Origin of the sequence: Shewanella sp. MF08487, from assembly GCF_050848685.1 — a bacterium.
In the GTDB taxonomy this organism is placed as follows: domain Bacteria; phylum Pseudomonadota; class Gammaproteobacteria; order Enterobacterales; family Shewanellaceae; genus Shewanella; species Shewanella glacialipiscicola.
On record NZ_JBOZPB010000006.1, the window covers coordinates 57,743 to 72,686 of the forward strand.

12 protein-coding genes are annotated in these 14,944 nt (G+C 47.4%); 7 read left to right on the top strand and 5 right to left on the bottom strand.

Annotation, left to right across the window (positions count from 1 at the left end):
* Nucleotides 1-172: 172 nt before the first annotated feature.
* Nucleotides 173-1,288: a Fic family protein gene (locus ACRN9H_RS06200; protein ID WP_432312928.1), complete on the bottom strand. Its 1,116-nt coding sequence runs from the start codon at nucleotides 1,286-1,288 to the stop codon at nucleotides 173-175.
* A gap of 369 nt (nucleotides 1,289-1,657) precedes the next feature.
* Between ACRN9H_RS06200 and ACRN9H_RS06205 the strand changes: the two genes are divergently transcribed.
* Nucleotides 1,658-2,611: a sulfotransferase family protein gene (locus tag ACRN9H_RS06205; protein WP_432312930.1), complete on the top strand. Its 954-nt coding sequence runs from the start codon at nucleotides 1,658-1,660 to the stop codon at nucleotides 2,609-2,611.
* 9 nt (nucleotides 2,612-2,620) lie between these two features.
* Here the strand turns inward: ACRN9H_RS06205 and ACRN9H_RS06210 are convergent, their stop codons facing one another.
* The 4 genes from ACRN9H_RS06210 to ACRN9H_RS06225 form a co-directional block, all read right to left on the bottom strand.
* A complete protein-coding gene (locus ACRN9H_RS06210; protein ID WP_432312932.1) occupies nucleotides 2,621-4,039 on the bottom strand; it encodes an MFS transporter in 1,419 nt (472 codons plus the stop codon).
* 187 nt (nucleotides 4,040-4,226) lie between these two features.
* The gene (locus ACRN9H_RS06215) at nucleotides 4,227-5,291 is read right to left on the bottom strand and encodes a phosphotransferase enzyme family protein (RefSeq protein ID WP_432312934.1); all 1,065 of its coding nucleotides are present in this window, start codon (nucleotides 5,289-5,291) and stop codon (nucleotides 4,227-4,229) included.
* Entirely contained in the window at nucleotides 5,284-6,156 is an 873-nt protein-coding gene (locus ACRN9H_RS06220; protein WP_432312936.1) for an NTP transferase domain-containing protein, read from the bottom strand. The genes ACRN9H_RS06215 and ACRN9H_RS06220 overlap by 8 nt, the downstream gene beginning before the upstream one ends.
* A gap of 204 nt (nucleotides 6,157-6,360) precedes the next feature.
* Entirely contained in the window at nucleotides 6,361-7,962 is a 1,602-nt protein-coding gene (locus ACRN9H_RS06225; protein ID WP_432312938.1) for a hypothetical protein, read from the bottom strand.
* A 256-nt stretch (nucleotides 7,963-8,218) separates the two neighbouring features.
* Between ACRN9H_RS06225 and gmk the strand changes: the two genes are divergently transcribed.
* The 6 genes from gmk (at nucleotide 8,219) to ACRN9H_RS06255 (ending at nucleotide 14,762) form a co-directional block, all read left to right on the top strand.
* Entirely contained in the window at nucleotides 8,219-8,842 is a 624-nt protein-coding gene (gene gmk / locus ACRN9H_RS06230) for a guanylate kinase (RefSeq protein ID WP_432312940.1), read from the top strand.
* Between the two features lie 59 nt (nucleotides 8,843-8,901).
* The gene (gene rpoZ / locus ACRN9H_RS06235; RefSeq protein ID WP_076497135.1) at nucleotides 8,902-9,186 is read left to right on the top strand and encodes a DNA-directed RNA polymerase subunit omega; all 285 of its coding nucleotides are present in this window, start codon (nucleotides 8,902-8,904) and stop codon (nucleotides 9,184-9,186) included.
* A 44-nt stretch (nucleotides 9,187-9,230) separates the two neighbouring features.
* On the top strand, nucleotides 9,231-11,336 hold the full coding sequence (gene spoT, locus ACRN9H_RS06240) for a bifunctional GTP diphosphokinase/guanosine-3',5'-bis pyrophosphate 3'-pyrophosphohydrolase (protein ID WP_432312942.1): 2,106 nt from the start codon (nucleotides 9,231-9,233) through the stop codon (nucleotides 11,334-11,336).
* Nucleotides 11,337-11,361: 25 nt separating this feature from the next.
* Nucleotides 11,362-11,745: a RidA family protein gene (locus ACRN9H_RS06245; protein ID WP_076497137.1), complete on the top strand. Its 384-nt coding sequence runs from the start codon at nucleotides 11,362-11,364 to the stop codon at nucleotides 11,743-11,745.
* Nucleotides 11,746-11,970: 225 nt separating this feature from the next.
* The gene (locus tag ACRN9H_RS06250; RefSeq protein WP_432312944.1) at nucleotides 11,971-13,635 is read left to right on the top strand and encodes an AMP-binding protein; all 1,665 of its coding nucleotides are present in this window, start codon (nucleotides 11,971-11,973) and stop codon (nucleotides 13,633-13,635) included.
* A gap of 182 nt (nucleotides 13,636-13,817) precedes the next feature.
* Nucleotides 13,818-14,762 (top strand): calcium/sodium antiporter, encoded by a 945-nt coding sequence (locus ACRN9H_RS06255; RefSeq protein WP_432312946.1) that lies wholly within the window; start codon nucleotides 13,818-13,820, stop codon nucleotides 14,760-14,762.
* Nucleotides 14,763-14,944: the final 182 nt, after the last annotated feature.

The window sequence follows — 14,944 nt, forward strand, 5'->3', positions numbered from 1 at the left end:
AAGTACCACACTGAAGGTAAAGCGTTACAATGGCTGCACAGCGGAAAATGGTATTGATAAGCAGGCCCTCTGCGCCATGGATGGCGCGGTGGAGCCCTCAAGGAAGAGTTTACGGCGTGCCTGCGTCGATACCATTTGAGTGCCACAGCTGAGCCTTAAATCAAAAATCTCGCTACTTTCCACTCGACAATAAGTACCTCGTACTTCGTCCGCCTGCGTCGGCTTTTACTAAAAAGCGCTGTTCGACCATTTGCGCAAGATGACGGGTGGCGGTGGCGCGACTCACCTTCGCGACTTTTTGGTACTGGCTACTATTTATCCCTAGTTCAAAATCGCCATCTAACATCCGATTGAGCACTTTGGCTTGCTCTTGACTCAATAAAGATTGGTCAACATTTTGCCAATACTGCGTTTTCCGCAGAGTCTTGTTCACATCAGCCATCGCATTGAGTAAGCAATCATTGAGGGTTTCAAAAAACCAGACTAACCAAGGAGTAATATCTACATCGCCCCTTTGAGTGGACTCTAAAATGTCATAGTAGGCTTGGCGACGGGCAAGAATACTGACCGACATAGCGTAAAAACGAATCGAGCGTTTTTCCGCTTGTGCCAAAGCTAAATCAGTCAATAAACGCGTGATGCGCCCATTACCATCATCAAGTGGATGCAGAGTCACAAACCAAAGATGTGTTATCGCCGCACGGATAAGCGGATCTAAAACCTGCGCTTGCCGTGAAGCATTAAACCATTCGATAAACTGCGAGAGTTCAGCGTCCAAAGTCGCTCGAGAGGGGGCCTCAAAATGCACCGTTGGTTTATCAATGCGGCCTGAGACAACTTGCATAGGCGTATCGCCACGCAGCGTTCCACCAATAACGGGGTAAAACAGCGTATAACCCTGGGGAAATAACTGCTGATGCCAGCCTAATATCCGTTCGAGGGTTAATTCAGTCTCTAAATTTTTTAAGGCATCGAGCATAATGTCAGCTAAACCATCAGTTTGCGCTGTGGTCGGATACGGTTTGTCCTCAGTCACGCCGAGTTTTTTAGCTAAGGATGAGCGCACTGAAGCAGCATTGAGCTTTTCACCTTCGATGGCACTGGAATGGATAATGTTAGCGAGTAAGGTGTCGAGTGCAGCGTCTGACGTTAACAGGCTGTCGTCGTGACTTAGCATTTGCTTGCCAAGCAGCTGGCCCTGATTGAAATAGACCTGACGCAGCAAGGCATCAATGCTGCTGGTATTCCAATGAAACTTAGGCCAATCAGCTTGCTGCCAAATCCACATATCTTACCCCACGAGTCAAATAACAAGTCTATTCTACTCACATAATGAGGCGATTAACAAGTATATTCGCCTCAAATTATGAGTCGAATAGCACTAATAATCGCCTCATTAATACCAACATGCTATCCAATGAAGGGAAATGAGCCTTGTTGGTAATCTGGGATCTCGTTTCTAAGCCTTGTGGTCATCCATTTTTATCGTACAGCGGCCATACAATACTGTGGCGCATTGCCGTTGTTCGTGACTTTTATGTATAGCCACCGACAAAGCCTTCGCGCTGAGATATACTGCCGCCGCTGATTTGACGCGCCGATATGAAAACTCATTGCTTACATCGCACCGCTTGTACACACATTCTGAGCCCAATCTATGCCTGATAATGCCAACAATTCAACAGCTTCTGCTCACGCACAATGTTCTGCTAATGCACAACATATTGGCAATGCAGATCATGCCGCCAATACGCAGCATACTGGCCATTCACAGATTGCCACGCCAGCTGAGATGAATCCTGCAAAGTCGAATACGCTCGGTGGTGAACAGGCAAGTGTAGAAAAAAAGAAGCTTTTTATCATAGGTTTGCCACGTACGGGCACTACGAGTGTAAGTGTGGCGTTGTTGGAACAAGGGCTTAAAGTGGCGCACATGGCCTTTACTAAACAGGCGTTTATGCTAGCCGATGCGATTTCTGACGTGCCCTGTTTTAGTGACTATCGGCAGCTCGATGGTCTATTCCCTCAGGCCAAATTTGTCTACCTCGAGCGTGATATGGCGAAGTGGGTGCCTTCAATGCAAATGCTGCTGGGTAAAATGCTGCCGCATTTAGATGCAAAATCGGGGCGATTCCACCCGATTATGAAACGCAGTTTTCGGCACACGTTTGCTATTGATAAAGTGGCGTATCCCGCGGATGAGGCACATCTTATTGCTTGTTATCAAAGGCATCAAAACGAAGTGCTCGCTTACTTTCATGGCCGAGAAGATTTTATCTCGCTCGACATAAGCCATGCGGGGAGCTTGAGTCGCTTGTTGCAATTTTTGGGGTTAACCACGGATTGCCCAACCTTAGGCCAAGTGACAGATAGGGCATTCTCGGACTCTCAAATAAAAAGTGCACCAACCCATATATCACAGGAAGGAACGAGTCAGGCAAAGGCAGCCGTCCAACCACTGCCAGTCAACACCAGCGAGCATGGACTGGACTTCCCTAAATTAAACGCAGGCACACACGTCGCGGCTTGGCATGAATATAAACATCCCAATAAGGTGAACAGTAATAGCGCTGGCCCGCAAAGCCGTAAGTTTTTCGACTATACGCTTTAGCTGTACACCCTATTGCTTGCGGCGTTTTACCACAGTGAGCCAATCGAGGCTCACGCCCGAAATGGCATTAAAACCGCGGATACGGAAAATAAGTTGCAGTAACTGCGGCCTTGGACGCACTTTAGGTTCGACCGAGCGCGGAATAAACCAGAGTGTCACTAAGGCTCGCAGTACGGTCGAGACTAAAAACACCACGAAGATAGGGTTAGATAACAAGCTACCCCAACCCGACCAGACTAAAAAATCCGCCGCATGGGAGGCAATAGTGCCGCCCAATATCGCGCCAACAAATACACAGGCCGCACTCAAGGCTGCTTGCAAAGCGGCGTAGGTCGCAAAGTCACTGCGAAAGGGGCGGATATCATAAAGGTAATTTGCCGTGCTTAAGGTGAAGCCGCTCCACGCCAAGCCAGAGAAAGCTTGGATTGCTAAGATATACAGATAGTTATCTGAGAATAGCCAAATAAGCGGCAAGCTTGGGATCATACAACTGGTAATGATCATCACTAAACGATTGCCGAATTGATCGCTAAAACGACCCCAAAATCGCAGGGTGACAAATTGAGTCGCTATCGAAGCCACACTGGCGAATACAAATTCGAGATAAGTAAACTTCAAGCCTTCCAACATATAAACGGCAAAAAATGGTGCCGAGATCGCCACCATGCCCTGCATACTGGCGACAAACAAACTGTACTGACGAAAAGTTTTATCCTTCCACGCCTCACGAAAATGATCAATCGTCTGCAAAAATAAGCCGCGCTGTTTGGGCTCACGCGGATCGGGATCGTGCATCTGCAGCAGTAACCAAGCCGACACAAACCGCCCCATCGCCGCGATAGAAAACAGCAGACTAAAGCCCAGCCACGCCATCTGCATCGAGTCGGTTAAGGTGAGTATGCAGCCGCCAATAAAGAACACATTCAAAGATGCGCCCATAGTGAGCCGAGTGCGCGCGGCGAAGAAAGTGCCTCGGCGCCGTTCGGGAACAATAGAGCCCATCCACGCCCGCCAATGGGGTTGAATTAGATTAATAAAGCCATGGTAACCAACGGCTAAAGCGATAAAGATCCACACCGCATGTTCAGGGCCGAAAGCGGCTAACGCGCCCATAGCCAGCACAACACATGCCTGAAAGGCGGCACAAAAGACGATAAAAGTTCGGCGGGAGAAATGGCTGGCGAGCCAGACAGATAAAAGCTGGGAGATAGCACCAAAAAGCTGAGGTAAACCCGTGACAAACCCCATCTGCGCTAGGCTGGCACCGAGAAAAATAGCGTAGGCATTGAAGAAGTTATCGCTGGTCGCCGTCATCATAGACGAGGCAACCGCCTCCTGCTGCGGGCGACGCAGGGTACATCTTAACCAAGAGTTACGTTCGCTGCGCCGTGAACAAGTGACTAACGGCTGCGCCACAGGTGAATCCATACCAAGCACAAATCCATATGATATTAAGGGATTAATTATTGCACGATTATGTCCGATGAAATGGCATCTGCCTAGGGCTTATAACAATCGTATTAAAGCAAAACGCCCAAAGCAAAGCCTTGGGCGTTTTGTTTATCAGTGCATTGGATCGATAAACTGGCGCAATCACCAAGATCCATATCCTGACTTAGAAATGGGCTTTAAGTACCGTCTCTTGGTCGAGCAAGCTTTGGTACAAGGTAAACTGATTGGCGGCGCGGTCCAGATTGTGGCCTTCGCGGTGGATGTGGAAATACACATCACCGTTAAGATAATCCGTTAAAAAACGCACGCCTATCATCAAACAAATCACCCGCGCACCGAGCCATAGACTGCGTTTTTCATCTTCCGTTAAGACATCACCCAACTCGCTCAAGTAGCCACGGCAAATCGCAGCGAAGATATCTTGGCGCACTTGGACTTTATCCAAGGCCGTTGAGTCTTCTTCCTCTGGCGAGCAGAAAGTGCGTACCATGTCGCCGAAGTCATACATAAGATGACCTTTCATGCAGGTATCTAAATCGATAATCGCCATGCTGGACATATCGCGTTTATCAAAAAGCATGTTATTGATTTTAGTGTCGTTATGACAAATGCGCAGTGGCAGCTTTGGCGATATTTCTGCAAGTTCATCCAGCAAAGCCTGCTGAGATAACGCGTAATCAACCCAATGACGGCAGAGATCTAAACGGTGTTGGCTATCGAGCTCGGCGGCCTGTTGCAACAAGGCCATGCGTCCCGGTAAATGGTGAAACTGGGGGATCACATCTTCAAGCTCTGTCGCATCAAAATCACTCAAGGCTGAAGCAAAATGACCAAAGGCCTTGGCCGCCATTTCCGCTTCTTGTTCTGATTTAACCACTTCAATACTGAGACTGTGGGGCAAGTAACTGATCGCGCGCCAAAATCCTTGTTCGCCTAAATCAATAGCCAATTCACCCTCTTGGGTTAAACAAGGGCTAACGACTTTCAGGCCGTATTGTTGCTGCAACGACTTAGCGCATAAATGATGGCTAATTTTATCGGCATTGCTAACCAAAGCGTTGGGCGTTTTAAATACCTCAGTATTAATTCGCTGTAATACTAATTCGCCCGCAGGCCAGCGCACCAAAAGGGTGTCATTGATGTGGCCATTACCGAGGGCAGAAATTTTCGCCTCGGCAGATTCAATACCAAAATGAGGCAACACTGACTGCCTGATGAGTTCAATCACTCAATAACTCCGTTAATTTTTGTTTTACCCAGACAGTGTCCTGCGGATAAGTCACGCCGAGCCAAGGCTCACAGGCAACATCGACATAGACAGGCAAACCTTGCTCAATGCCCGCTTGTACTATGGCGGGCAAGTAACATTCAGACTTAGGTTGTTGACCCTGTTGCCCGATAAATTCGGTTAATTCACGTTTAATAACATCAAATATGCTTGGGGAGAAGCCCCAGCATGTCATAGATACCAAGGACTCGGGCGGCAAACTCGCATGTCCCTGTGGGCCATCACCCACCAATTGACCAGCTTGCTCGGCGATATTAAGCCATTCGGCGACCGATTTAAGCTGACCATTTTCAACCTGACACAGACCACGGTTAACACCGCCGTGCTCCGACAATGTGAGTTCGATAGGATACGCCACCATCATCCACTCTGCCGGTCTCATGCTTAAGCCTTTGCTTAACGAGGCAAATGCGCTATCACCATAAAAATCATCGGCATTGATAACGGCCATTGGCCCTTTAACGAGATGGCGCGCACTCCAAAGAGCATGGGCCGTGCCCCAAGGTTTTAGCCTGTGACTGAGATCAGCCAGCTGCGCCGCTTCGGGTAAATCCCTTAAGGCTTGATAGCAAAAATGATAGGCAAAATCGGCGGGTAAAAACCGTGTCAGTATCTCAGTTAATTCAGTTTCTAACTCTGGGCGGATCACCAGCACAGCACGCTGAAAGCCACTGCGAATAGCCGACATGATCGATAACACCAACATGGGTTCGCCAGCGGGACCGAGTGCTGCCAATTGCTTATCGCCGCCGAAACGACTACCTAGCCCTGCAGCCATAATGACTAAGGTCAATTCTGTATTCATGCTGGATTGATATATTCAGTTCAAATTTAAAGATGTTTCCCCAAACCGCCGCGCCCAATACCAAGGCATAACGCATTTAAAACGCGGTTTGAGAAAAAGAGGAGCAAAAGTGTAATCTACCCCTCTAATTGTGACTAGCATTTAAGCAGAAATTTTATCGACTTAAGTTGCTGACCTAAGCTGCGACCTAACTTGCAGTCTAAATCAACGCGCGATGTAATCACCAAAAGTACGATTCTGTTCCAATATCGCTTGGCTGCCCTTAAGGCTGAACTTATAACCACACAGGCTAATATTACCTCGACGGGCGAGGTCAATAATGATGGCTTGAGTATCGAGTGGTGAGAATCGCGCCTCTGAAGCGGAATCCGCTTTCAAATCCACAGTCACAGGGCGGTAATCGGTGCCACTGTTAAAAGACAATAGGCTACAGGTTTTATCGCCCTTTGCCGTAGCTAAGGACCACAGGTTTTTCGCCTTACCCTTCTCACCGAGCCAACGCATGATTAAAATATCGTCTTCAAGCGCCACAGAAAAGCCGTCGGGCAAGGCGAGCGTGACTCGCTCACCAGCATAAGGCGCAACCGCATTTACAGTCACAAGCTGTGCGCCATCGCCTTCAGCATCACCACTGGGCCAAAGCCCCCACACCAAGACGATAAACACCAGCACACCAGCACCTATTCCTGCTGGCCGCCAATAACGGCGTTCCACCTTGGGTAGATTAATCTTAGGTAGCTTAACTTTAGGTAACACGAGGAACCGCTTTAGCGGTGCTAAAAATTCAAATAAACCGCGAAACAGTTCAGTCATCGAGCCAGAATCTTTCGCTTCGGCGCGGCGTTGACGCACTTCTTCAGCATGATCTACATCATTAAAGCTATCTGTTTCGTTATCTTCTTCGGCGGCCAAACGCCAACTCGGCTCAGCACTGCGCTCGGCGGGATCTAATTGAGGTGCATTAAAATTGACATGCGTTAAATCCACATTAATCACATCAACATCAGCTAGTTCAATATTGGTGTGTTCGACACGGCTGGCATTGGCAGGGCGAAAATCGGCATGGGCATTGGGTACCACAAAATCGGCAGGATTCTGCGTCAATCGCGTTAATGCATCAAAACGTAATTCATCTTGGCGCTGGATTTCAAGCTCGGTATCAACCAATGAGGCATGAGTAACGGCTTGGTCATGGGTAAAGACATCGATTTCTGGTTCTGTGACTACGACTGATTGGGCATGCGTTTGCTCAACATGCGGCTCATGGCGTTCAACCTGTGGCTGTAGCTGAATATCTGAGCTTGAGTTAGCCGCCTGTCGTGTAATCACTTGTTTAGAATCTATAGCACTTGCATCTGTTGTTTTAGGGATGATTGTGGGTTCCACACGGCGCCGTGGCATGGCTTGTGATGTTGGCGCATCAAGCTCTGGGCCAAAATAGCCGTAGCGATAATCAACTATCGTAGGCGCAGGTAAACGCCAACCCCAAAAAGTGAGCCCTGCCGCTAAAATTAAGCACAGGCCAATAAGCGCAATGTGTGCATCGACAATAAATAACACGAGTAAAATAAGCAGCGGTAACAAAAATGCACCTGTCAGCACTTTTGACTTATCGACATCGGCTAAACGACGCAGGCTAGTGAGCCCTAATAAAGGTAAACCCAGCAGAGCCAGCAAATACATTAGAAAATTTGCCCCAAATGCCGCAGCGGCAATTGAAATACAGGCATATACACCAACACTAATAGCGACAAAGCGGGGACGAGAATCACGCCCGTGAAGGCAGAAAAGAGATTTTAACAGCACGACCCTTCCTTTATTGTTGTAAAAACTAAGTACCAAAAGACAATCATTCATTGCCTAATGAGGCACGAGCGTAACTAATTTACCCGCAATTGTCCGCGCCTACGACCCCAGTCGGGTAAAAATGCATATAATAAACGAATAAATCTAAAATAGGCTTAAATTGCCAAGCAACAAGCCCTAGTAATTCTGTGGTCAAAATCGCTATAATACACGGCTTTCAGGGCCCTTCTTGCGTTACCAATTGGATATTTAGCTCATGACCGCACGCGGAAATTTATTTATTGTGTCGGCGCCCAGTGGCGCAGGTAAATCCTCGCTAATCTCGGCTTTGCTTAAAGACAAGCCCGCCGATATGCAGGTTTCGGTATCACACACTACCCGTGCACCACGCCCAGGCGAAGTTGATGGTCAACACTATCACTTCGTTAATGTTGACCAATTCAAAGCGTTAATTGCTGAAAATGCTTTTTTTGAGTGGGCAGAAGTCTTTGGCAATTACTATGGCACCTCGCGCCATGTCATCGAACATACGCTCAGCCAAGGTATTGATGTATTCCTCGATATCGACTGGCAAGGGGCGCAGCAAGTGAAAGCGGTAATGGCAGATGCCGTTAGTGTGTTTATTCTACCGCCATCGAAAGCCGAACTTGAGCGCCGTCTCACAGGCCGTGGTCAAGATAGTCCTGATGTTATTGCCAGCCGCATGGCACAGGCCGTATCGGAAATATCCCATTACCGAGAATACGATTTTATTATCGTCAACGACGATTTTGACACCGCCTTAGCCGATTTGCGTGCGATCATTCGCAGCAAGCGCTTAACAGGTGCTAGTCAGATCCACGCGCAAAATGCTATGCTTCACGATCTGTTGGCAGACTAACCTGTCATAGTGTACAATTTTGCGTCATTTTTTCCCTAGATAAACTGGAGTTTCAACACATGGCTCGCGTAACTGTAGAAGACGCCGTAGAACAAATCGGCAACCGTTTTGATATGATCCTGGTTGCAGCGCGTCGTGCTCGCCAAATCGCCGTGCAGGGTAAAGACCCTATGGTTGAAGAGATGAACGACAAGCCAACGGTTATCGCCCTGCGTGAAATCGAACTAGGTTTAGTCACTGCTCACACCTTAGATGCCGATGAGCGTCAAACGGTACGTGAACGTGAAGCCGCTGAAATTGCAGCGGTTGCAGCTATTGCTGAAGGCCGTTCATTATCGTTATAAGCATAATTGAGTAAACACCTGTTTAGGTAAAGGAGAGCTGCCACTTGTATCTGTTTGAAGGTCTAAAGGAGTCTGCTTCCGGTTACTTAGAACCCGAACAGGTAGAGTTACTCAAGCAGGCGTACCAAATTGCGCGTGATGCCCATGAAGGGCAAATGCGCACGAGTGGTGAACCTTATATTACTCATCCGGTTGCGGTCGCCCGCATCCTTGCTGAGATGCGTCTTGATCATGAGACGCTGATGGCAGCCCTGCTTCACGATACAATAGAAGACACTTATGTCACCAAAGACGATTTAGCCGAACTTTTCGGTGTCGCGGTGGCTGAGCTCGTTGAAGGCGTGTCAAAACTCGATAAGCTTAAATTTCGCGACAAGAAAGAAGCTCAGGCTGAAAACTTCCGTAAAATGATGATGGCGATGACGCAGGATATCCGCGTTATCCTCATCAAGCTTGCCGATAGAACCCACAACATGCGAACCTTAGGTGCACTACGTCCCGACAAACGTCGCCGTATTGCCCGCGAAACCCTAGAAATCTATGCACCCATCGCTAACCGTCTCGGTATCCATAATATCAAGACCGAATTAGAAGACTTAGGTTTCCAAGCCTATTATCCGATGCGATATCGGGTGCTTAAAGAAGTCGTTAAAGCCGCCCGCGGTAATCGCAAAGAATTGATCCAAGGCATTGAAGCCGCAATACATACGCGCTTAAACGACGCCGGTATTCCGGGAAAAGTCAAAGGCCGCGAAAAAAACCTCTACTCCATCTATAACAAGATGCAGAGTAAAGAATTGCAATTCCAAGAGGTGATGGATATCTACGCCTTTAGGGTGATGGTCGATTCTATCGACACCTGTTATCGCGTGCTTGGCGCCATGCACGGACTTTACAAACCTCGCCCCGGTCGTTTCAAAGATTATATCGCTATCCCTAAAGCCAACGGTTATCAATCACTCCATACCTCACTATTTGGTCCACACGGCGTGCCCGTTGAGATCCAAATTCGTACCGAAGATATGGACCAAATGGCCGACAAAGGCGTTGCTGCACACTGGGCCTACAAAGGCGGTGCACAAACAGGCCAAGGCACAACAACTCAAGTGCGTGCCCGTAAGTGGATGCAAAGCTTATTGGAATTACAACAAAGCGCCAGCACCTCATTCGAATTCGTTGAAAACGTAAAGACTGAACTCTTCCCCGAAGAGATTTATGTGTTCACCCCTGAAGGCCGGATTCTCGAATTACCCGTTAATGCCACCGCGGTAGACTTTGCCTACGAAGTGCATACAGATGTGGGCAATACCTGCGTCGGTGCCCGCGTTAACCGTCAGGCATATCCACTCAGTCAGCCGTTAATTTCAGGCCAAACTGTTGAAATTATTACCGCTAAAGGCGCTCGACCTAATGCAGCTTGGTTAAACTTTGTGGTAACCGGTAAGGCACGCGCTAAGATCCGCCAAGTGCTTAAGAGCCTTAAGGGTGATGAGGCCATTGCACTCGGTCGCCGCCTGCTTAACCATGCACTCGGCAAAACTAAGCTAGATAGCATTGCACCGGAACAAATTGAAAAAGTCGTGCGTGATACTAAACATACCTCGCTCGATTCACTATTGGCCGACATAGGTCTTGGCAATGCTATGAGTATTGTTATTGCCCAGCGTTTGATTGGCGATAATCTTGAGAATCAAGAGAGCCGCGATGGCCATATGATGCCAATCCGTGGCGCCGAAGGTATGTTGGTCACCTTTGCCAATTGCTGCCGCCCCATTCCAGGCGACGCAGTTATTGCTCATGTGAGCCCGGGTAAAGGTCTGGTTGTCCATATGGAAAACTGCGCGAATATTCGCGGCTATCAAGGTGAACCTGACAAGTACATTCCCGTGCAATGGGATAATGTCGAAGGTGTTGACTATCAGGCTAATCTGCGGGTTGAAATTGTTAATCACCATGGTGCACTGGCGAAGATCACCTCAATTATCGCCGCTGAAGGTTCGAACATTCATAACCTCAGTACGGAAGAGCGTGATGGCCGTGTGTATTTGATTAATCTGCGGATTTCAGTCAAAGACCGGATCCATTTAGCCAACGTGATGCGCCGTATTAGGGTACTACCTGAAGTCTTGCGCACATCGCGTAATCGTTAATTAACTCAAGAATAGAGAGAGCGTCATGGCAGAAAAAATCATTATCGCAACCGAAAATGCCCCTGCGGCAATTGGCACTTATTCACAGGCAGTTAAAGTTGGCAGCACAGTGTATTTATCTGGCCAAATTCCACTAGTGCCAAGCACAATGCAAATTGTTAGCGATGATTTTGAAGCACAAGTTGTGCAAGTTTTTGACAACCTAACGGCGGTTTGTACTGCTGCGGGTGGCACAATTAACGATATCGTGAAGTTAAATATCTTCCTGATTGATTTAAGCCATTTCGCAAAAGTGAATGAAATCATGAGCCGTTACTTCAGCCAGCCATACCCTGCGCGCGCAGCTATCGGCGTGAAGCAATTGCCAAAAGATTCGCAAGTTGAAATGGATGGCGTGATGGAGCTGTAGCTCATCTTCGCATCAACTCAACGAAAAGGCGCTACGGCGCCTTTTTTATTACCTTATAAAAACTCTCTGATATCCCCTGTTTATACTTTATTGTTATTTCACGCTCAGCTTGTCAGCTTAGTGTTCAAATTTTAAATGTTACAATTATGCAAAATATTTGCGCCACATCACAAAACTCGCCATACTGAGCCAAGCCAAAAAACAATAAAGAACAGGGAATTGCCAATGGATACAGCGATTAAGACGCCAATTGAAATGCTGGCGCACTGGGCAAAAACTCAGGGAGATCAAGTCTATTTACGCCAACCGATCAAGGGTCAATACCTTGATTTCACTTGGGGCGAGGTTCAAGAAAAGGTTCAACAATTAGCGGGCGCTTTACGCCACCTCGGTTTAGAACCCGGCGATAAAGTTGCCGTGCTCTCTAAAAATTGTGCTGAATGGTTTATCACTGACCTTGCGTTAATGCTCGGTGGCTATGTCAGCGTGCCGATATACCCCACAGCCAATACCGATACGATTCGTTTCGTATTACAACACAGCGGCGCGAAAGCGATTTTTCTTGGTAAGCTCGATCACTGGGCCGACCAAGAAGCGGGTGTCGGCGGTGAGTTACTCCGCCTTGCAATGCCCTACGAGACAATGCCAGCCCAATATCGATGGGATCAATTGCTTAAGCTAGGTTCTCCGTTAATTGATACGCCGCTACCCACGCCAGATCAAGTAATGACACTCATCTATACCTCTGGCTCAACGGGTCAACCTAAGGGCGCGATTCAAACCTTCGCCAGCTATGGCTGGACCTGCCAAGCGGTAGTGCGTGATTTACGCACCGACGGTAATGACCGACTTTTATCCTATTTACCCTTAGCGCACATTACTGAACGTGTGGCGATTGAAGGCTCCTCTTTCTATTCAGGTAGTGTGGTCGCCTTCGTCGAGAACCTCGACTCCTTTGTTGCCGATGTGCAGCGAGCCAAACCGACAGTTTTCTTCTCGGTACCGCGCTTATGGAGCCTGTTTCAAAAAAATATTATCGACAAAATTGGCCTGGGCAAACTCAACTTATTGCTGAAAATCCCCTTAATCAGCAGCTTAGTAAAATACAAAATCCATAAAGGTTTAGGATTAAATCATTGCCGTTTACTGGGTTCAGGCTCAGCGCCCATTCCGCCGTCACTGATCCACTGGTATCACAGCATTGGTCTTAATATCTGTGAAGCGTGGGGAATGACAGAAAACTGCGCCTATTCCATTATTAACTATCCCTTCGATGCCCGTAAAATTGGCAGCGTTGGCCGTCCTGTTGAGGATTGCTATATCCGCCAAGGAGAAGATGGCGAGTTGTTGCTAAAAAGCCCCGGTTTAATGACGGCTTATTACCTACAACCAGAGGCGACTGCGGCGGCATTTGATGCCGACGGGTTTTTCCATACTGGCGATCTGTGTTCTATCGATGCCGATGGTTGCGTGACCATTACTGGCCGAGTCAAAGACAACTTTAAAACCGCCAAGGGCAAATATGTCGCGCCCGTGCCTATCGAGCGTAAATTAGCCCAGGATCCGCATGTGGAGCTTATTTGCGTAATAGGCTCTGGTTTGCCACATCCTATTGCGTTAGTGCAACTATCAGAAGGCGCGAACTTACAAGTACGCGAGGAAGTCCGTTCTTCACTTAAGGCAACACTCGATAGTGTCAATCCACACTTAGAGTCCCACGAACATGTCGATGCGATTGTGGTCGTTACCGAGCCTTGGACGATTGAAAACGACGTACTCACGCCGACACTAAAAATCAAACGCCATGTACTTGAAAAAGCCTTTAGCGAACGCGTAGACGGTGTTCGTGGTGCCCAAATACGCTGGGAAGATGAGTTACCTAAAAAATAACTAAGCTAAAACAGTGGGATAGCTAACATTATCCTGTTGTTATGTTAAAGCACGCTAAGAGCGTGCTTTTTTATGACATAATCTGTCAAAGTGCTACAGAATCAAGTATCATGCCGCCAGTCGATTAAGGGCATAGAGTCCTTTTACCATCCCATTTAAAACAGGTTTAACAGAGTCCTAAGATGCTAATTACATTATCTATTCTTGGTGGTTTTATTATTTTGACCCTAGGTGCAGAAGCCCTAGTCCGCGGCGCGAGCTCCATCGCACTACGCTTAGGTATTACACCACTTATCATAGGGTTAACGATTGTAGCCTTTGGTACTAGTGCACCAGAGTTGGCGGTAAGTGTTAAATCAGCACTAGCCGGCAACAGCGGTATTGCCTTAGGTAACGTCATTGGGTCTAATATTGCTAACATAGGTTTGATTTTAGCGATCACAGCGCTTATCCGCCCTATTCAAGTGCAATCCCAAGTCGTGAAACGCGATATCCCTTTGATGATATTGGCTTCAATGTTGTTCTGGGGACTCTTATTAGATGGTGAACTGAGTCTGATTGATGGTGTGGTATTGCTATCATTACTTATCGGTTATTTAGCCTTTAGTTACGTCAGCTCGAAAAATAGCAATGAAGAGGAAGAAATTGAGGCGGGTCCAAATAACCCATTACTTTCAGCCCTATTTATTGTTGTTGGTATTAGCATGTTGGTCGGCGGCGGTATTTTGTTTGTTAATGGCGCAGTAGACTTAGCTAAAACATTTGGCGTGAGTGAAGTCATTATCGGCTTAACCATAGTGGCAATTGGCACCAGTATGCCTGAATTAGTCACCTCAGTTATTGCGGCACTCAAAGGCCAAAGCGATATCGCTATCGGTAACATTGTTGGATCTAATCTCTTTAATATTTTAGGCATTTTAGGTATCACAGCTATCGTGCAACCGGTATCGTCATTGGGCTTTCAGTCGGTAGATTTTATCGTGATGTTGGCATTTGCAGTTATCATTTTACCTTTTGCTTGGACAGGTTTACGTATCGGCCGCCGCGAAGGCTCCGTACTATTGCTAGGCTACTTAGGTTACATGGGTTATTTAGTTAACCAAGCAAGCACACAAGCTTTGGTTTAACACCACAACTTACACATTGCGATTAAAAACACCGGAATCATTCCGGTGTTTTACTATCTATGTCTCACAAATTAACCTTCGCCAAGCGGCTAAACACAGTTTGGTTTCTCCCTTACAACCCTTGAGATTGCCTTACGCTTATTCTCTGTTAATATATGTATAAATTCACAGTGATTGAGTGC

What these genes read in the sequence shown, in the direction of transcription:
- ACRN9H_RS06200 (WP_432312928.1), bottom strand. Translation starts at nt 1,288, where the DNA reads ATGTGGATTTGGCAGCAAGCTGATTGGCCTAAGTTTCATTGGAATACC.
- ACRN9H_RS06205 (WP_432312930.1), top strand. Translation starts at nt 1,658, where the DNA reads ATGCCTGATAATGCCAACAATTCAACAGCTTCTGCTCACGCACAATGT.
- ACRN9H_RS06210 (WP_432312932.1), bottom strand. Translation starts at nt 4,039, where the DNA reads ATGGATTCACCTGTGGCGCAGCCGTTAGTCACTTGTTCACGGCGCAGC.
- ACRN9H_RS06220 (WP_432312936.1), bottom strand. Translation starts at nt 6,156, where the DNA reads ATGAATACAGAATTGACCTTAGTCATTATGGCTGCAGGGCTAGGTAGT.
- gmk (WP_432312940.1), top strand. Translation starts at nt 8,219, where the DNA reads ATGACCGCACGCGGAAATTTATTTATTGTGTCGGCGCCCAGTGGCGCA.
- rpoZ (WP_076497135.1), top strand. Translation starts at nt 8,902, where the DNA reads ATGGCTCGCGTAACTGTAGAAGACGCCGTAGAACAAATCGGCAACCGT.
- ACRN9H_RS06245 (WP_076497137.1), top strand. Translation starts at nt 11,362, where the DNA reads ATGGCAGAAAAAATCATTATCGCAACCGAAAATGCCCCTGCGGCAATT.
- ACRN9H_RS06250 (WP_432312944.1), top strand. Translation starts at nt 11,971, where the DNA reads ATGGATACAGCGATTAAGACGCCAATTGAAATGCTGGCGCACTGGGCA.
- ACRN9H_RS06255 (WP_432312946.1), top strand. Translation starts at nt 13,818, where the DNA reads ATGCTAATTACATTATCTATTCTTGGTGGTTTTATTATTTTGACCCTA.